This window comes from Gardnerella vaginalis (assembly GCF_001563665.1).
GTDB lineage: Bacteria > Actinomycetota > Actinomycetes > Actinomycetales > Bifidobacteriaceae > Bifidobacterium > Bifidobacterium vaginale_A.
Genome location: NZ_KQ961867.1, coordinates 27191 through 46641 on the forward strand (window position 1 = coordinate 27191; position 19451 = coordinate 46641).

Genomic DNA, 19451 nt, shown 5'->3' on the forward strand with positions numbered 1-19451 from the left:
CACAAAACTAAAGTAAGCTAAAATCTAACTTTCACTACCACAAGCAACAACATTTGAGCATGCGTAAAAAGTTGAAGCTCCTGTGAGGTAAGTATTTCCCACACCTCACAAACACAGTAAAAAACAATTACGTAAAAATCTTATATCCCTGTTGACGAAGTAAGTTAAATACACATCATGTACTAGTGAGGGATGGGTGTTGCTTGGTCGAACAATATAAAAGTGGAGCGATTCTAAATAAATTCCAACATAATCCAATCCTATTGGGAATAAAAAGTTAAATTAAAAATCTAAAAACTAGTAACACAAGCATAATGACAATGTACCTCATAAGAGCGTAACGTCTGTGAGACAAGTAACACCCATACCTCATTATCATATGGATATACACGCATATGAACGAGAAATCTTAAATCTCTGCCTAACTAATAGCAAAGCATATTTTGTAAAACAAACTATAGATTTATTTACTAAGCAAATAAAGTATAGATTACATACTAGTGAGATGTGGAAATTACTTAACGAACAATAAAAAGCGAAACGGTATTTGAAGAAGTTACACCTAATCCAAACTCTTTATAAAACTAAAGTAAGCTAAAATCTAACTTTTACTACTACAAGCAACAACATTTAAACATGCGTAAAAAGTTGAAGCTCCTGTGAGGTAAGTATTTCCCACACATCACAACAACAATCATATTTTGTAAAACAATCCTATACTTTATTCACAAAATTAGGCTTTATCGACTATCACAACAGTCGTTGATTGTAATCCGCGTGCAACAGGAGCTTCAACAACACGAGGATTCACTCCACCTGCTTTGCGAATCATTTTCGAAGCCTTTTCAATTTCAGCTTGAGCAGATTTGCCTTTAAGCGCAACAAGACTGCCATGTTTGCGTAAAAGAGGTATTGTCCAACCAGCTAACTTAGTCATAGGCGCTACTGCTCTGCATGTTACAGCATCAAACGGTTGAATCTTATGCTCTTTGACTTGAGAAATAACTTCATCAGAACGACCATGAAAAATAGTCACATTTTTAAGATCCATTAAAGACACGCATTCTTCTAACCAAACTACGCGTCTTTCCATTGGCTCAATCAAAGTTATATTTACGTCTGGCAAACATGCAGCTATAACCAAACCTGGAAATCCGCCACCACTGCCAACGTCCGCGATTCTTTTTTGCTTACTATTTACAACAATTTTTTCAATAAACGGAACTGCAGCAGCAGAATTTAATATGTGCCTTTCCCAAAGTATGCACATATCGCGTGGTCCAACTAAACCGCGAATCAACCCCTCTTTACAAAGTTTCACATGAAACAATCTGCATTTAGGTAGTGCATCGCCAAGCACTTCACATAATATTGGCGAAGAATCTAATTCATCTAGAATATTCTCATCGAAAGTATTCTCAAGGTTAGCATTCGCAACGCCTTCAGAATCTTTAGCGTTTTCATTATTCGCAACGCCTTCAGAATTCACAACGCCTTCAGAATTTTCCACGCGCAAACCATCTTCCATAACTGCACACAACTTTTATATTTTATACTTTAATATTCTAAAATTTCAGCACTTTAAAACTTAAGCACTTTAGTACTGTAAATTTTAAAACTTTTATATGTTCGCTCAAATATCAGCAAAAGTTACACAACAAAAACATTTTTGTTTTATCGTGTAACTTTCGTTTTACTGACTTATTTTATATTTATTTACAATAAATTTTTACTCATCAACGTATTCAACATCTTCATCGAAATTATCTGAATCTTCATCTTCAGAAAGACTTGCAGGCATATAAACAGTCACATATCTGCGAGGTTCTTCACCATGAGAACGCGAACGCAATCCCTCATCTCGAACCGTATCGTGTATAACTTTACGCTCAAAAGAATTCATAGGTCTTAAGCTCACAGATTCACCAGTTTCACGAACCTCATCAACAGCATCTAAAGCCATATCTCGCAAATGTTGGCGTTTTCTCTTTAAGAAACCATCAACATCAACAATTAGATGAGAGCGCTCACCAGTCTTCTGTTGCACAGCAAGTCTGCTCAACTGTTGTAAAGCATCAACAACTTCACCATTACGACCAATCAAATTTTTAATGTCAGTATCATCATCTGCAACAATCTGAATCATAGGGCGATTATTACGAACTCCCATCTCAATATCGCCTTCATAATCAGCGATATCAAGTAATCCTTCTAAATAATCAGCAGCAATATCAGCTTCTTCATTGAGCTGCTCTACTGTTTTACTTTCTTCCTGTACCATACTCACTCCTTAGCACGACTGTAAATCGCTTTTATAAGTCTACTTAAAAAATAACGTCACATTAACAATTACATTATCACTTATAACAGTATTATCACTCATAACAGCACGATTATGCATCTTATGCAACATAACAATGCAACATAACAATATCAGTAATATCACTTTAAACAATAAGTAATAATTATTTATTAAATTATGAATTTTTACTTATAAATTTCATACAATACTCGAGCAAAGATTCTACGAACTCGCGCATTATACTCAAAAACTTAAATTAAGAGCGCTTACGCTTGCGTTGAGGCTGTTTCCTTTGGAAACCTTCAACCTCTCGCCTTTCAGCTTCTTCACGCGCTTTTTGCAACGCTTCTTCTTCTAATGTAGGCAATCCTTCACGCTCTCTGCGCTTAACTTCCCTATCGTGATCTCGCTTTTCTTTTTCGCTAGCTGCCGGAGAACCAGGAGTTGGGAAAGCATAAACCTGCCAAATTGAGCGGAGCATATTCATAATATTGTTTACAAGCCAATATATCAACATTGCAAATGGAAGTGCAAAAGCAGAGAAAACGTAAATCAGAGGGAATCCCCACATCATAAGTTTCTGCATCGTATATTGACTGCCCTGCTTAGCTTCAGGAGGCAAATTTTTACGAACGTTATTAAATTGCATGTACCACATTGCAGCACACATAAGAATCACAACTAAAACAATGATGATCTTACCGGCTAATTGAACAGTAATGAATGTATCGGAAAGACCTACACCAAAAACATGTGTTTTTACAAATTGTTTTGCAACTGTAACATCAAAAGCGCCAAGCGGAGCATGCTTACCGTTTGCAATAAAAGGAATTACTGAAAGCGTATACCACATACTCATAAAAGCAGGACCTTGAATCATCATAGGTAAGCAAGAACCAGCAGGATTAGCATTATTATCCTGATAAAGCTTCATCATCTCACGTTGCATAGCTTCTTTGCTTGCAGGATCATTTTTCCCTTTATATTTTTGCTGAATTTTCTTAATTTGAGGGGAAATAGCCTGCATTTGGCGCATTCCTTTAATGCTTTTAATAAACGCAGGGAAAATGCATGCATGAACAACCAATAGCAAAAATACTATTGAAAGCACCCAAGACAATCCTATTTCATTCATTCCTATAAGGGTTAAGAACTTGTGGAACAACACCATAATTTGAGTCATAATCCACTCAACTGGCGTTAGGATTTTATAAAACCATCCGAAGAATCCATTATCAAGTACGAAATGATCTTGATTAAACATTAGTTTTCCTTGTCTTCTTCAGCCAAGGGAGTTAGCCGTGGCTCTTCATGCGCTTTAGACCAAGCACAACGATAAAAAATAGAATATTTTCGCGGAACATCGTCAATACTACAACTAGTCCATGGTCGGCATCTTAATAATCTCAAAAAAGCTAACAATCCGCCACGAAATGCTCCATAACGCTCAATAGCTTCAATTGCATATCTGGAACAAGTAGGGTAGTAGCGACAGCATGCAGGATTATTGGAAGATATTACTCTCTGATACCAGCGAATAGAATTAATCATTATTGAGGAACATGAAATATGCGATTTGGCTTTATTTGCTTTATTATCAAAAGCAGATTTGCTATACATATCTTTCACCTTCCTCTTTAAAAATCCTCGCATTGTATAACTTTATGAAATCTTAAAAGTCTTTAGAAAAATCTAATAAACTTTTAACAACCTTCTTAACAACACTTTTAGCAACATCTATTCATCGCAATAATCCTCTTCAATCATATAGACTCTGTTTCAGAACTATTTGAAGTACGAGAATCTACTTCGCGAGAATCTTGTGAAAAATCGTATGAACATTTTTTAGAATCATTTATGAAATCTTCATATGAGTCTTTCTTAAAATCTTCATACAAAGATTCGCTAGATTCATCGCTTTTATGTTCATTAGATTGATCCACTATCTCGCGATTGAAAGATGTGTTGCTTTTTTGCTCATGAATCTTAGCATTATTGGTTATATTGATAAACAATTTTTCAACTTGCTGATTCAATGAAGCAAACGTTGCATTTGCAGCACTAGGTTTTGCTCGTAACACAACATCACAATAACAAGGCAATAAAGATTCGTATTTACTTGCAAGCACACGAAAGCGTCTTTTAACTAAATTACGCACTACTGCTTTGCCAACTGATTTAGATACTGCAAGACCAAGTCTTTTACATTTTTCCTTTTCCGCGTGCTTAACTCCAAAAGAATAATTTTTCGCGGAATCGTTGGAATTATAAGACTTTTCAGGCTGTTTTAAGGTATCAAAAAATTCCGCGGGACTACTATCAAATCCCGTGGTTTCATTATTCGTAAAATCATTTACCTGATTAAGTGCGCTACATACGGTTGTATCGTCACGCATCAAATAATGCGCGACGATATCCCGCGAACTCACTTTGCGCCGTTTTTTGAGTACCGCAACAAAGTCACGATGGCTTTTCAGCCTTTCCATATTTACGACGCTATCTCAACTCAGGCAGACAGCGACTTACGACCTTTAGCGCGACGACGATTGATTACTGCGCGACCAGCACGCGTACGCATGCGAACGCGGAAGCCGTGCTTCATGTGACGACGACGATTATTTGGCTGGAATGTCCTTTTCATAAATAATGCTCCTATATTCAGTCATGTAAAAACGTGACCAATTTTACGTCAAGCTCTACTAAATTACTATTACCCCTCACCAAAAGGCAAAAAACTCAATCAATTATTACACAAATTATTCATATTTCAAACAGAATTTATATAAATTAACTTAGATATTTTCTATTAAATAAAATAATTAAATTACTCGTGAATAAATACGAAAGCCCTAGAAAACTTTAGAAATTCGATAATTTAAGCATTCAAAAAATTATCCACAAATTACACGCATGTTATTAACAATCCAATATTTTCAACACGCGAGGCTGTGGATAACTTCACAGGGTGGTAGTAAACATGTTCTATTGAAGTTCTTTTTCTTACGCGCAAAAATGTTATACACGCAATGAATTTAGGATTTCTTAATTAGGCGTTTTGGATTGGAGTGGTATGTCTGATGCATTCAGCGACCCAGTAGCACAAGCTGCTATTGTATGGGCCAATACGCTTAGTGTATTAAAACATAATGCTTTACTAAGTGCTAGAGATAAAAGCTGGTTTGAAGGTGTTCATCCTGAGGCAATTTATGGCACTACTATTGTTTTATGCGTTACAAGTGCCACTGCTCAGCAAGCACTTCAAAATGAGCTTAATGAGCCATTACTAGTGGCATTAAAGATCTGCACAGGAAAAGATATGTTTCCTGCTTTTAAGATTGTAAAGCCTTACGATAGTTTTTCTGAAGATAACAATAATTTTTCTGAAAATAATAATCAAACTAATACAAATAACAGGAATTTGAACGTTCAAAACGCTCAAAACAATCAAAATATACAGAATAATCTAAACGTTCAAGACGCTCAAATCTTTAATCAAAATAATCGAAGCATTGACCAATATGGCAAAGATATCACAAAAAACAGCGTTAGTAATGCAAACAACTCATTAACAGGTTCAAAATCAAACTTTTCTTCAACTATTTACACTTCTGAATCCGGAACTACAGAAGTAAGAAAGTACACATTTGATGAATCTGAAGCAAAACGATATATTTTAGACCCATACTATGGCTATTCTGAGTTAGATGATTATGGCAGAAAACCTGTTGATGAAATTCCAAACTTCGCAGATTTAAAAGAAACTGATTTTACTGTTACTGAAGTCAAAGACGATAGATATAGCGAAAACGATGTCTATAACAGAAACAATAGATATAACAAAAAAGACAGCAATAGCGAAAATAAAGATGCTAGCGTAAACGAAGAAGATATAAATAACAAAAACGAAAACTATAGCGAAAATAAAGATATTATCGAAATCGATAGCGCTAACGTTAGCGCTAACGTTAGAGAAAACGAAGAAGATAATTCTATACCAATACAGCCACCTTTTCCTTTATCTACTGGATTTTCTGTTTTTAAACCAGAAATCATTGGTTCTTCAATAACTAACAATAAGGGTAATGGGAAAATATCTGTTTCTGTAAAAACAGATCCTAAAACTCATTTAAATGTTTGCGCTACTTTTGATAATTTTGTTCCGGGAGATTCAAATCGTTTTGCGCGAACTGTTGCTCTGGCTGTTGCAGAAGGTTCCGGAAAAGATTTCAATCCTTTGTGTATTTATGGAGGATCCGGATTAGGTAAAACTCATTTGCTTAATGCTATTGGAAATTATGCTTTAGTAAAAGATTCTTCACTAAAAGTTAGATATGTAACAAGTGAGGAATTTACAAATGATTTTATTGATGCTTTGCGAGTTCCTAATGAAAGTCAAAATAAAATCTCCGAGTTTAATAGAAAATATCGAGAGGTTGATTTTTTGCTTATTGACGATATTCAATTTTTAGGCGGTAAAGAAGCCACATTAGAGCAATTCTTCCATACTTTTAATGCTCTTTATCAAGCTAATAAGCGCATTGTTATTGCTTCTGATGTTGCTCCTAAACGTTTGCGAGGATTTGAATCTAGACTTATTACAAGATTTGAATCTGGTTTAACTGTTGATATTAAGCCACCTGATTTAGAAACTCGAATTGCTATTTTAAAAATGATGGCTTCAACAAATTCTGTAAAAATTCCTGCTGAAGTTTTCGATCTTATAGCTGAACGTTTTACTCAAAATATTCGAGAGCTTGAAGGAGCTTTAACTAGAGTTACTGCTGTTGCATCATTAAGTAATCAACCTGTTAGTAGAGTTCTTGCTGAAAGAGCTTTACAGGATTTTTTTGCATCAGATATTGAAATTCGTCCTACTGATATTATTGGTCAAGTTGCGAAATATTTTCATCTTACTTTTGACGAAATAGTTGGTCGCACACGCACTAAAAATGTAGCTTTATCTCGTCAAATCGCAATGTATCTTGCTAGAGAAATGACTAGCATGAGCTTAGTCGATATTGGTGAAGTTTTTGGCGGTAGAGATCATACTACTGTAATGCATGCTTATACGAGAATTAGTGATGAAATGAAGCAAAAACAGGAAATTTATAACTATGTTATTGATTTAACTGTTCGTTTAAAGCAACATAATGCTCCTGATGAAGACGGGAAAAATAGCGAAGAAAATTCGGAGCAAAATAATTAGAATTTTATCAAAATCAGATTTATACGATTATTCGCGATTATTTTAGCGAGATTATTCGAGAGAATATTAGCTAAATTATTCGCGAAAATATTCGAGAGAATAATCGAGAGAATTTTGTTCAATAATTTTTACGAATTTTTCTTTTTACGCTGAATTTTTGATTTATTTTTAACTATAAAAAGCGGTTTTCCACAAACTTATTATTGGGTAGTTAATAAAAAAATAAAAAGTTATCCACATATTTATTAACAAATGTGGGTAAACCCTGGGCATAAGTCGTGGAAAACGCCGCTAAAAAATGTGGATAACAAGTTAATAAAAGCCTTTAAAATGTGGATACGCCAAGAAATAGCTCCGAATGTGGATAAGTCGCCAAGTTATGCACATTGACTTCCACAGGTTATGCACATTCTCTTTTTGTGGATAAGCCTTCTTATTTCTTGATTTTTATTAGTTATCCACATATCCACGGTGCTTAATATGAATATTATTTTTATTTTATTTAATAACTAAAGTAATAACCAACCATTTTTTATATCAGCTTTTGAAAAGATTTCGGGTAACACCTTACGCTAAACTAAATTAAGATTTTAAGAAACGAGGAAGTATGCAAGTAGAAGTTAATTCCGAAGCCTTTGCAGACGCAGTAGCTTGGACCACAAGAATCATAGATTCTAGACCAGCAAACCCTATTCTTGCTGGATTAAAAATTGAAGCATCAAATGGTACGCTAAACCTTTCTGCTTTCAATTATCAAGTTTCAAGCAAAAACCATATTGAAGCTGAAGTTGAAGAAGATGGAAGCATACTAGTTCTTGGTCGCCTATTAGCCGAAATAACTAAACTTCTACCTAACGAAAAAACAACATTATCCTCAAATGAAACTACTTTGACTATTACTTCTGGAAAATCAACTTTTAATTTGCAACTAATGCCTGAAAGTGAATATCCAGATCTTCCTACAATGCCTGAAAAATTAGGTCAAGTTGATGCACCTACTTTTATTCAAGCAGTTAATCAAGCTTCTGTAGCTATTTCACGTGACGATGAAAGACCTGTTCTTAGAGGAATTCATGTTCGCTTTGAAAATGATTCTGTTATTATGACTTCAACTGATAGATATAGGCTATCTAGAGCATCTTTTAAGTGGACTCCAGAAAAACAAGATATAAACACTGAAGCTCTTATTATGGGCACTTTACTTAAAGATGTATCTAGATCTTTAAACGATAATAGCAATGTTTTAATAAATCTTAATGCTGAAGATCCTAATCTCTTAGGATTTGAAAATTCATATCATTCCACTACAGCTCAACTTATTGATAGCGAATTTCCTTCTTTAGATCTCTTATTCTCAGAAGAATATTCTATTCACGCTGTTATTGATAAACAAAATCTTATTAACGCAATTAAAAGAGTTTCACTAGTCGTAGGTAGAGATCCTTCTATTACTCTTTCATTTGAAGGTCAAGAGCTAACTCTTTTCGCTGGAGATTCAAATGAATCACAAGCAAAAGAGAGCATTAACATTGACATGGATGGAGAAGATATTCAAGTTAAATTTAATCCTAATTTCTTAATTGAAGGATTAAATAATATTACTGAGCCATACGTTCATGTGAAGATAAAAACAGCTGTTAAACCAGTAGAATTTAATGGACAACAAGAAATAGATGGAGATGAATCTCTAACTTATCGTTATCTTGTTGTTCCAATGCTTCCACGATAAAAATAGCAATAAAAATATTAGATTCTTAGCCTTTGAATGATGTTTTAATAGATTATTTATAATCTTAAATTTTCTGCTAAATATCATTCAAAGGTAAATATTTTTATTTAGAAAACAAATAAGAATAAATAAATCATTAAATAATAAAATAAAAATATTAGAATATAAAAAAACATTAGTTTTAAAAGATTTTGATTAGCAATTTTTTTTTTAGGAGGAATAATGCATATTTCGCTTATTGCTCTAGATAATTTTAGATCATGGAATCATTGTGTAATTGATTGCAATCCTGATATTAATGTTTTTTATGGTAATAACGGTCTAGGTAAAACAAATATTGTTGAAGCTATTGAAGTTATTTCAACTGGAGTAAGTCATAGAACTTCTTTAACAACTCCACTTATTAAAAAAGGAAATTCTTCTGCAACTATTCGTTTTAATGTTAATAATTTAAATAGTTTAAGTGATTTAAATAATACTTTTAAAAATAAGAATTTATTAGACAATGAAAAATTAAACGATTCTTGTAACGATTCTTGTAACGAAATTTGTACTTATGAAGTTACTTTGAATTCTAGAGGAGCTAATCGCGCTCGTATAAATTCTGGAAAATCTATTTATATGCGAGATGTTGTTGGCTTAATACCATCTGTTTCTTTTACTCCAAGAGATCAGTTTTTAGTATTAGGAGATCCTTCTAATCGTCGAACTTTTTTAGATCAAGCTGGAGTTTTACTGATATCTGGATACTCTAGACTTATTCAAGAATATAAGCATATTGCTAAGCAAAGAACTGCTTTATTAAAACAATTATCAAATAATTCTGTAAATGTTTCTCTTTCAAGTTTGGAAATTTGGACTGGAAGATTGATTGAAGTTGGTATTTCCATAACTAAAAATCGCATAAAAATTATCAAAGAACTTTCAAAATATTTTTCATCTATTATAAGTGAAATAACTAGCTGTAAGCAAAATGCAAATATAATTTATAATCCTTCTTTTGAAGAAGTTTTTGATGTTTTTAGCGATGCTACTGGTGAAGATAACTGTAATCTTGATTGTAATGTTGATGGCGTTTTTTGCCGTGATACAAATGGTGAAGTTTCTGTTGGTGAAAAAAATAGTGATTACTTATTTAAAAGTTGTGCTTCAAAAATAAGTGAGCATTTTCAACGTATCTATGCTGGTGAAGTTGCTAGAGGATGTAATCTTATTGGCCCTCATCGTGATGATTTTTCTATAGAACTTGACGGATTTGATGCTAGAGATTTTGCATCTAATGGAGAGTCTTGGACTATTGCTTTAGCTCTGAAAATGTCTTTATTTAAGGCTTTAGAAGATAAAAATAATCAAAAACCTATTATTATTTTAGATGATGTTTTTTCTCAATTAGATGAGTCGCGTAGATTGCAAATAGTCAATTTTATTCGTAATAAAGGTCAAGTTTTTATTACTGTTGCTTCATTAAGTGATATACCGAAAAATGATGTTATAAAAAGTGATTCTTTTATTGATGTTTCTAAATTAGTTTTTTGTGAAAATAATTTTAATAATACTATTCAAAACATTGATTCTAGTCATAAAAGTATTATCGATGAAGTTATTTCTAAGCGAAATTTAAGTGGTTCGAGTAGTAGTGATTCAAATGATGTAAGCAGTAAAGAAAACAATGGTGAGAGAATATGAAGAAGCCTGTACATTTAATTTTGAATCTTGATACTAGAGTTTTACCATCACTTATTTTTGAACCTATTAAAAATAAGGGAGAAAAATTAGAAAAGCTAGATCAAAAGCAAGAGGATTCTTGGGAAAGTTTTGGTAAGCCTGGAAGAGATCCTAGCAAATTAAATTCTGTTTTAGACTTATTTGCTCATAATCATAATTGGGACAAATTCCTTACAATTTCTAAATTAAATAAGCTATGGCCAAATATTATTGGTGAATATAATGCAAAATTTAGCAAAGTTGAAGATTTAGATAAAGAAACTTTAATTATCAGCGCTTATAATCAGTCTGCTTATACAATTACAAAATTTTTAGTTAATTCATCTAAAAAAATTATTCTTAAAAAAATAGAGGAAAAGAGTATAAAAAATATTAAAAATATAAAGTTAGTTATTTCAACTGATAAAAAACATTAGTTTTTGTTTTTGTTTTTGTTTTTGTTTTAGTTTTAGTTTTAGTTTTTTGGTTTCTAGTTTTACTTTTTAATATTGTTATTTAGTATTTTAATCTTTATATTTCGCTATATAAAGCCAAATCTTTACAATGGCTCTTATTCTTAAGCCGTCAGGGTATATGTGTAGAATGTCGTATGTTATAGTTCAATCGCTAGAACCCCCTTTTATGTGCTTTCTAGCGTGTATCGACCTTGTGAATAGCATATTTTGCGAGGCAATACGGGAAGGGATCGAAGTTGTCAAATATGGAAGACGATTCGATAGAGAAAATCAATGATGAGCATAAGTTAGATGATGCTCAACTTGATGATTCGCTTGCTCCTGAACATTACGATGCTAGTGATCTTCGTGTACTCGAAGGTTTGGAAGCAGTGCGTATTCGTCCAGGTATGTACATTGGTTCAACAGGTCCTCGAGGATTACACCATTTGGTTTATGAAATCGTAGATAACTCTGTTGATGAAGCTTTAGCTGGTTATGCTTCTCACATTGAAGTGACGATTTTGCCAGATAATGCAATTAGAGTTGTTGATGATGGACGTGGTATTCCAGTTGATGAAGTACCTGGAGAAGGTGTTTCTGGTGTAGAAACAGTTATGACTAAGCTTCACGCAGGTGGTAAGTTTGGCGGCGGCGGTTATGCTGTTTCAGGTGGTCTTCACGGTGTTGGTATTTCTGTAGTTAATGCACTTTCTACAAGAGTAGATATTGAAGTTAGACGTCAAGGATTCCATTGGACTCAAACTTATATAAATCAGCATCCAACTGCTCCTTTAGCTAAAGGTGAGCCAATGGCAGAAGGTGAATCAACTGGTACTTCTGTTACATTCTGGCCAGATGCTGCAATTTTTGAAACTACTATTTATGATTTTGAAACATTACGTTCTAGATTCCAGCAAATGGCATTTCTTAATAAGGGATTAAAAATTTCCTTAACTGATTTGCGAAAGCCTGATGAAGCAGGTGATGAAGTAGCAGGGGATGCTGAATCTAGTAATGAAGATAAACATAGAAGTGTGAGTTATAGATATGAGCATGGTATTAAAGATTACGTTGACTATTTAGTTAAATCTCGTAAAGCTGTTCCAGTAGAGCCAGATGTTATTGATTTTGAGGCTGAAGATCTTGAAATTGGTATTTCTGCAGAAATTGCTATGCAATGGACTGTTGCTTATTCTGAAGCAGTTCATACTTTTGCTAATACAATTTCAACTACTGAAGGTGGAACTCACGAAGAAGGTTTCCGTGCAGCTCTTACTACTTTAGTAAATCGTTATGCGCGTGAAAAGAATATATTAAAAGAAAAAGATACTAATCTTTCTGGTGACGATGTTCGCGAAGGCTTAACTGCTGTTGTTTCAGTAAAACTTACCACTCCTCAATTTGAAGGTCAGACAAAAACTAAGCTTGGAAATTCCGAAGCTAAGACTTTTGTGCAGCGAGTTATGACTGAAAAACTCGGTGATTGGTTTGATGCTCATCCAAGTGAAGCAAAGAATATTATTCAAAAATCAATTGAAGCATCTCGTGCACGTTTAGCTGCAAAGAAAGCTCGCGAGAATACTAGACGAAAGTCTATTTTTGAAACTGCTGGAATGCCAGATAAATTGAAGGATTGCCAATCAAATAATCCTGAAGAATGCGAATTATTCATAGTAGAGGGTGATTCTGCAGGTGGCTCAGCAATTCAAGGTAGAGATCCTATTACTCAAGCAATTTTGCCTTTACGTGGTAAGATCCTTAACACTGAGCGTGCTTCAATAGACAGAATGATGAAATCAGAAACGATTGAATCCTTAATTACGGCTGTTGGCGGCGGTTACGGTGAAGATTTTGATTTAAGCAAAGTTAGATATCACAAAGTTATTATTATGGCTGATGCTGATGTCGATGGTGCTCATATTGCTACATTGAATTTGACTTTGTTCTTCAGATATATGCGTCCTATGATTACTGCCGGCTATGTTTACGTAGCTATGCCTCCGCTTTATCGTTTGAAGTGGAGTAAGGGAGCACATGATTTTGTTTATACTGATGCTGAGCGAGATAGAGTTTTAGCAGAAGGTAAAGCTGCTGGTCGTCAACTTCCTAAGGGTGAAGGTATTCAGAGATACAAGGGCTTAGGTGAGATGAGCTATCAGGAATTGTGGGAAACTACTATGGATCCTGAGCATAGAATCTTAAAGCAAATTCATATTGAAGATGCTGCTCGTGCTGATGAAACGTTCTCAATGCTTATGGGTGATGAAGTAGAGCCTCGTAGACTTTTCATTCAGCGAAATGCTCATGATGCACGTTTCATTGATGCTTAAATCTTAAAAATATTTGTAAATATTTTATAAGTGCAAAAATACTTCGAATCGTAAGAAAAAGGAATTACATTGGTAGATGAAATGAACTCCGTCAATAATGATGGTGAAGAGCAGCTGCCGGACGAATCAATGGAGCCACAAAGCCCACAAGAAGCAGATAATACCGATTATGGCTTAATGAAGGGTGCTCGCGTAAAGCATATGGATTTGCAACAAGAAATGCGTGAATCTTATTTAGCTTACGCATTATCTGTTATTGTTGAGCGCGCTTTACCTGATGTTCGTGATGGTTTGAAGCCTGTTCATCGCCGCGTTATTTACGCTATGTATGATGGCGGTTATAGACCGGATCGTGGATATAATAAGTGCTCTCGCGTTGTGGGTGACGTTATGGGTAAGTATCACCCTCATGGTGATTCTGCTATTTATGACACTTTAGTTCGTATGGCTCAATCTTGGTCTATGCGATACATGCTTGTTGATGGTCAAGGTAACTTTGGTTCTCCTGGTGACGATCCTGCAGCAGCAATGCGTTATACAGAATGTCGTATGGCACCTTTAGCCATGGAAATGGTTAGAGATATTGATAAAGACACTGTTGATTTCTTGCCTAATTATGATGGTAAAACTCAAGAACCTACAGTTCTTCCAGCACGTTTTCCAAATCTTTTAGTTAACGGTTCTGCTGGTATTGCTGTTGGTATGGCAACAAATATTCCACCTCATAATATGCGTGAAGTGGCTGATGGTGTGCACTGGGCTTTGAATCATCCTGAAGCAAGTAAAGAAGAATTACTTGAAGCTTTAATTCAGCGTATTAAAGGACCTGATTTCCCTACTGGAGCAACGATCTTAGGTCATAAGGGAATTGAGCAAGCGTATAGAACTGGACGCGGCTTAATTACAATGCGCGCAGTAGTTAATACTGAGGAAATTAAGGGAAGAATGTGCTTGGTTGTTACTGAGCTACCATATCAAGTTAATCCTGATCGCTTAGCTGCTTCTATTCGTGAAGCTGTTCGTGATGGCAAAATTCAAGGCATTGCGGATATGCGAGATGAAACATCTGGTCGTACAGGTCAGCGTTTAGTTCTTGTTCTTAAGCGAGATGCTGTACCAAAAGTTGTTTTAAATAACTTGTATAAGCATTCACAATTGCAGCAGACTTTCGGCGCAAATATGCTTGCTTTGGTTGACGGCGTTCCTAGAACTTTGAGTTTAGATGCTTTTATTCGTCATTGGGTAACTCATCAGCTTGAAGTAATTGATCGTCGTACTCGTTATTTGAAGCGCGAAGCCGAAGAAAGAGATCATATTTTACAAGGCTATTTGAAAGCCCTAGATATGATTGACGAAGTAGTTGCCTTAATTCGTCAATCTAAAGATGTTGATACTGCTCGCACAGGCTTAATGAATTTGCTTGATGTCGATGATGTACAAGCTGACGCTATTCTTGCTATGCAACTTCGTAGACTTGCAGCTTTGGAACGTCAAAAGATTTTAGATGAGCATGAAGAATTGATGCGCAGAATTGCTGATTATAACGATATTTTGGCAAGCCCAGAACGTCAACGCAAAATTGTTGGCGATGAACTTGATGAAATAGTTGCAAAATATGGCGATGAACGCAGAACTAAGATTCTCCCATTCTCTGGTGAAATGAATGTTGAAGATCTTATTGCTGAAGAAAACGTTGTTGTAACAGTAACTCGAGCAGGTTATATCAAGCGAACTAAGGCTGATGAGTATCGTGCTCAGCATCGCGGTGGTAAAGGCATTAAAGGTGCAAAGCTTCGTGAAGATGATGTTGTTGATCATTTCTTCTTAACATCTACTCACAATTGGTTGCTTTTCTTTACTAATCGTGGTCGAGTCTATCGTTTGAAAGCTTATGAATTGCCAGAAGGTTCACGCGATTCTAAGGGTCAGCATGTTGCTAACCTATTGCAATTCGCTCCAGGAGAAACTATTCAAACAGTTCTTTCAATTCCAAATTATGATGTTGCTAAATATTTGGTTTTGGCAACTCGTTCTGGAAAAGTTAAGAAAACTTCTTTGCAAGAATATGATTCACCTCGTCAAGGTGGTTTAATTGCAGTTCGCTTAATGTCTAATGAAGAAACTGGTGAACCAATAGATGAGCTTATTGGTGCAGCACTTTGCAATTCAGAAGATGACATTATTCTCGTTTCTAAGCTTGGAATGAGTTTGAAGTTTAGAGCTGATGATGTGCAACTTCGCCCAATGGGACGTCAGACTGCTGGTGTTCAAGGTATGCGATTTAGAGATGGCGATGAATTACTTGATATGGATGTAGTTGCTGCTGAAACAAGTAAAGATCTTCTTGTTGTTACAAATGAAGGTTTTGCTAAGAGGACTGCTATTGAAGAATATCGTTTGCAAGGTAGAAATGGTTATGGTGTTAAAGCTGTACAGCTTGCAGAGGGACGCGGTTCTTTGGTTGGTGCTTTGATTGTTGAACAAACAGATCAAGTAATGGCAATTATGAAATCTGGAAAAGTAATTCGTTCAGATGTGAATGAAGTTAAGCGCACTGGAAGAACTACTCAAGGTGTCACACTTGCTAAGCCAGATAAAGGTGATGAGATTATTTCTATAGCTCGTAATGAAGAAAAAGATGAAGAAAATCCTGAGATAGTTGAAAATCAAGAATCTTCTGAATTTGATTCAAAAGAAGTAAAAGAGAGTCAAGAAATAAATGAATCTCACACTATGAACGAATCTAGCGAAGATACAGATAATAATAGTATTTAATAATTAAAATTATTTAATACTTAATTAAATAATTATTATTAAACACTTAAATAAAGAATAATAAACTTTAATAAAGTGTGAAAATTAAAGAGTATCAGTCTAATGGCACGTCCTTTTCGACTGATACTCTTTTTTATTAGAAATAAGCAATAAATAGGCTTAATCAGCACATTATAGAGTTATTAAAACTTCTTGTACTGACTAAACAAATATAAGAGAAGGAATAATTCATGAGCGAGGATTATGAACCAGTGCGTACAGCTTCTTCTGGAGCGTATTCATCTGAAAATAGTGGTGGTGCAATGCCTCGTACTATTGGAGGAATGGCTTCTTCTCAGACTAAAAAAAGAGCGCATTCTTCGCATCGTCCACGAGCACGTAGAATGAGCCTTTCTTTAGTTAGGGTTGATCCTTGGTCTATAGCTAAAGTAGCATTTTTGCTGAGTGTTGCTGTAGGAATTATTCAAGTTATTGCTGCAGGTTTAGTATGGGTGTTCTTGAACATGGTTGGTGTTTTTGATCAAGTAACGCAGATTGTATCTTCTACTGGATTAGACACTAATGGTTTTAATCTTGCAGACGTATTCTCACTTCCTGCTGTTTTAAGCGCAACAACTATATTTTCAGTTGTTGAAATATTAGTTGCTACTGTTCTTTCTGTAATTGTTTCTTTGCTTTATAACGTTGTTGGAGCATTAGTTGGAGGAGTTCATCTCACTTTGGGAGATGACTGATAGAGTTTAGAACATTATGTTAAAGGGATTTAAAAAGTTTATTTCTCGCGGCAGCGTTATTGATATGGCTGTTGGTGTTGTTATGGGTAGCGCTGTTACTTCAGTTGTAACAGCAATTGTTAAACACATAATTAACCCTTTAATTGCTATGATTTGTGGAAAACCAGAGCTTAATGGTGTTCTTACAATTACATTTAATAGAGCAACAATATCTTTTGGAGCTGTTATAGGTGCTTTATTGAACTTCATTATTGTTGCTGCAGCTGTATATTTTTGTATAGTTCTTCCTATAAACAAATTAAGAGAAGTTAGCGCGAATTTGTTGCAAATAGATAAAGAAAAAACTGAAGAAGAGAAACGAGAGATTCGCGAAAAAGAAATAATTTCACTATTGAAAGATATTCGTAGTGAGTTAGCGAATAAATAGTTTAGATTTAGTTTAGATTTAGTGAAGAAAAATATCCTCTCTAACACAAAAGATGTTCAAAAGTTAGAGAGGATATTTACTTTTATTGTTATTTTGTTATTTCTATTTTTCGCTAGTGTTTTCTATTTCAGTGTTTTCTATTTCAGTGTTTTCTACTTTATTCAATATATCTGATCCATTTATTTTATTGATTTTAATTGATTCATATAAACCACGTTTTTGAAACATGTAGAAAATAGTTGTTGCTAATAGCGGATAAATAATAGCTGAAGTTAGAACATCTGTAGGGAAGTGTGCTGCAACAATAAGTCTGGATATTGCAACAATAATCACAACAAATCCACTTATAAACAATCCTGATTGAAGGAAAGTAGGTTTTTTAAGATAAACAATTAACATGATCATCGTGCAAATTGCTACAGCTGCAGCAGTGTGACCACTAGGAAAGCTTGGATCTGGAGGTAATTGAACAGATATTCCTATATTTGGCCTATTCCTATGAACAGCAAATTTAACTGCAAAAACGTATATCATCGGAAGTAATGATATAAGGAGTTGAACAATAGTAATTTTATAATTTTTATGTATATAAAGAGATGCTAACGCTAATAAAACTAATATAAGAATGCAACATTTAGTTGAGAAAATTATTGCTATAACATGAGAAATTGAATACAAAAAATGTGGAGAATTATTATGGAATAAAGCGACTATAGAATTTTCATAAGCAATTTCTTTTGGATTTGTCAATATTGCTTTACCTATAATAGGAAAAGCAACAGCTAGTAAAAACGTTATAGAATACAAAAAGCATTGCATAACTTTTTTAAAATTCGAATTTTCATTATTATAAGTATTCATATTATTTAAGAGTACTACATTAACTATGCTAAAAGGTGAATAAGTTATAACTAATAATGAATACTTTGATAAGGCTTTAATATTGATATATAAACCTTAATATTTGTTTTTGAGAGTTAAAAATTATTATAAAAATTATTATAAAAATATGGAATGTTGAATACCGTACCCGGTGACGAGTACTATGTTGAAAAGATAGAAAGGGTTTATAATGAGCGTGCTTGACCGACTTGAGAAAAGCGTTGAAGGTGCAATGAACGGTGTCTTCGCCAAATTTGGCTCTAAAGATTTACAACCTGTAGATCTTTCTAGTGCTTTGGAGCGAGAAATTGATTCTGAAGCCATGCCAATTGGTCATGATCATACGGTTGCTCCTAATGAGTATCGTTTTAAGTTGAGTACACCTGATTTTGATCATATTGAGCAATGGGGAAGTGAAGCATTGGCAAATGAACTTGCCGATAATCTTACTCAATATGCTAAAAGTCAGCATTATGCTTTTGTTGGCCCTGTTGTGGTTATTTTTGAGGAAGATTTGGAATTAACAAAAGGCAATTTCCAATTATCTTCTGAATCTGTTCAAGGTAATGCTGTTCCTGTTACTACAGAAGATCAATCTCAAAATCATCCTATGCTGGAAATCAATGGAAATCAGTATTTGTTGACTAAAGATAACACTATTTTAGGTCGTGGATCTGGATGCGATATTGTTATTGATGATCCTGGTATTTCTCGCCGTCACCTTAATATCAATATAACTCCAGATGGTGTGATTGCTAGGGATCTTGGTTCTACGAATGGTACTTTTGTTGAAGGTCACCAAGTTCCAGCAGCTACTTTAGTTGATGGCAATACGATTACCATTGGTAGAACTCGCATACTCTATTGGGCTTCCTCGCAAGATCAGGAGTAAGAGAACTTCTAA

16 protein-coding genes are annotated in these 19451 nt (G+C 34.4%); 9 read left to right on the forward strand and 7 right to left on the reverse strand.

What is annotated here, in order from left to right:
• Nucleotides 1-733: 733 nt before the first annotated feature.
• From rsmG to rpmH, 6 genes are all read right to left on the reverse strand, one after another.
• Nucleotides 734-1528: a 16S rRNA (guanine(527)-N(7))-methyltransferase RsmG gene (rsmG, locus tag HMPREF3230_RS03665; RefSeq protein ID WP_082266271.1), complete on the reverse strand. Its 795-nt coding sequence runs from the start codon at nucleotides 1526-1528 to the stop codon at nucleotides 734-736.
• A gap of 201 nt (nucleotides 1529-1729) precedes the next feature.
• Nucleotides 1730-2281: a Jag family protein gene (locus tag HMPREF3230_RS03670; RefSeq protein WP_075523608.1), complete on the reverse strand. Its 552-nt coding sequence runs from the start codon at nucleotides 2279-2281 to the stop codon at nucleotides 1730-1732.
• A gap of 277 nt (nucleotides 2282-2558) precedes the next feature.
• Complete coding sequence (gene yidC, locus HMPREF3230_RS03675; RefSeq protein WP_075523609.1) at nucleotides 2559-3566, reverse strand: membrane protein insertase YidC; 1008 nt, start codon at nucleotides 3564-3566, stop codon at nucleotides 2559-2561.
• Nucleotides 3566-3853, reverse strand: coding sequence for a membrane protein insertion efficiency factor YidD (gene yidD, locus HMPREF3230_RS03680; protein WP_075523681.1), 288 nt, complete (start codon nucleotides 3851-3853; stop codon nucleotides 3566-3568). Before yidD ends, yidC begins: the two co-directional genes overlap by 1 nt.
• A 212-nt stretch (nucleotides 3854-4065) precedes the next feature.
• Nucleotides 4066-4788 (reverse strand): ribonuclease P protein component, encoded by a 723-nt coding sequence (rnpA, locus tag HMPREF3230_RS03685; protein ID WP_082266273.1) that lies wholly within the window; start codon nucleotides 4786-4788, stop codon nucleotides 4066-4068.
• Nucleotides 4789-4808: 20 nt separating this feature from the next.
• Nucleotides 4809-4943 carry a 50S ribosomal protein L34 gene (gene rpmH / locus HMPREF3230_RS03690; RefSeq protein WP_004106067.1) on the reverse strand — a complete coding sequence of 45 codons (135 nt, stop codon included), beginning with the start codon at nucleotides 4941-4943 and terminating at the stop codon, nucleotides 4809-4811.
• Between the two features lie 675 nt (nucleotides 4944-5618).
• Here rpmH and dnaA point away from each other — a divergent pair.
• The 8 genes from dnaA to mscL all read left to right on the forward strand — a co-directional run bounded on the left by dnaA (nucleotide 5619) and on the right by mscL (nucleotide 17665).
• Nucleotides 5619-7508, forward strand: coding sequence for a chromosomal replication initiator protein DnaA (gene dnaA, locus HMPREF3230_RS06605; protein WP_419471025.1), 1890 nt, complete (start codon nucleotides 5619-5621; stop codon nucleotides 7506-7508).
• A 607-nt stretch (nucleotides 7509-8115) separates the two neighbouring features.
• On the forward strand, nucleotides 8116-9237 hold the full coding sequence (dnaN, locus tag HMPREF3230_RS03700; protein WP_075523610.1) for a DNA polymerase III subunit beta: 1122 nt from the start codon (nucleotides 8116-8118) through the stop codon (nucleotides 9235-9237).
• Nucleotides 9238-9459: 222 nt separating this feature from the next.
• A complete protein-coding gene (gene recF, locus HMPREF3230_RS03705) occupies nucleotides 9460-10923 on the forward strand; it encodes a DNA replication/repair protein RecF (protein ID WP_075523611.1) in 1464 nt (487 codons plus the stop codon).
• Nucleotides 10920-11378, forward strand: a complete 459-nt coding sequence (locus HMPREF3230_RS03710) for a DciA family protein (protein ID WP_075523612.1) — start codon at nucleotides 10920-10922, stop codon at nucleotides 11376-11378. The genes recF and HMPREF3230_RS03710 overlap by 4 nt, the downstream gene beginning before the upstream one ends.
• Before the next feature lie 275 nt (nucleotides 11379-11653).
• A complete protein-coding gene (gyrB, locus tag HMPREF3230_RS03715; protein WP_155642899.1) occupies nucleotides 11654-13729 on the forward strand; it encodes a DNA topoisomerase (ATP-hydrolyzing) subunit B in 2076 nt (691 codons plus the stop codon).
• Nucleotides 13730-13798: 69 nt separating this feature from the next.
• Nucleotides 13799-16504 (forward strand): DNA gyrase subunit A, encoded by a 2706-nt coding sequence (gene gyrA, locus HMPREF3230_RS03720; RefSeq protein ID WP_075523614.1) that lies wholly within the window; start codon nucleotides 13799-13801, stop codon nucleotides 16502-16504.
• Between the two features lie 230 nt (nucleotides 16505-16734).
• Nucleotides 16735-17238, forward strand: a complete 504-nt coding sequence (locus HMPREF3230_RS03725; protein ID WP_075523615.1) for a DUF3566 domain-containing protein — start codon at nucleotides 16735-16737, stop codon at nucleotides 17236-17238.
• A gap of 16 nt (nucleotides 17239-17254) precedes the next feature.
• Nucleotides 17255-17665, forward strand: coding sequence for a large conductance mechanosensitive channel protein MscL (gene mscL / locus HMPREF3230_RS03730; protein ID WP_075523616.1), 411 nt, complete (start codon nucleotides 17255-17257; stop codon nucleotides 17663-17665).
• A 102-nt stretch (nucleotides 17666-17767) separates the two neighbouring features.
• Here mscL and HMPREF3230_RS03735 read toward each other — a convergent pair whose 3' ends face one another.
• Entirely contained in the window at nucleotides 17768-18526 is a 759-nt protein-coding gene (locus HMPREF3230_RS03735) for a phosphatase PAP2 family protein (RefSeq protein ID WP_075523617.1), read from the reverse strand.
• A gap of 211 nt (nucleotides 18527-18737) precedes the next feature.
• Between HMPREF3230_RS03735 and HMPREF3230_RS03740 the strand changes: the two genes are divergently transcribed.
• Nucleotides 18738-19439 (forward strand): FhaA domain-containing protein, encoded by a 702-nt coding sequence (locus tag HMPREF3230_RS03740; protein WP_075523618.1) that lies wholly within the window; start codon nucleotides 18738-18740, stop codon nucleotides 19437-19439.
• Nucleotides 19440-19451 lie beyond the last annotated feature (12 nt).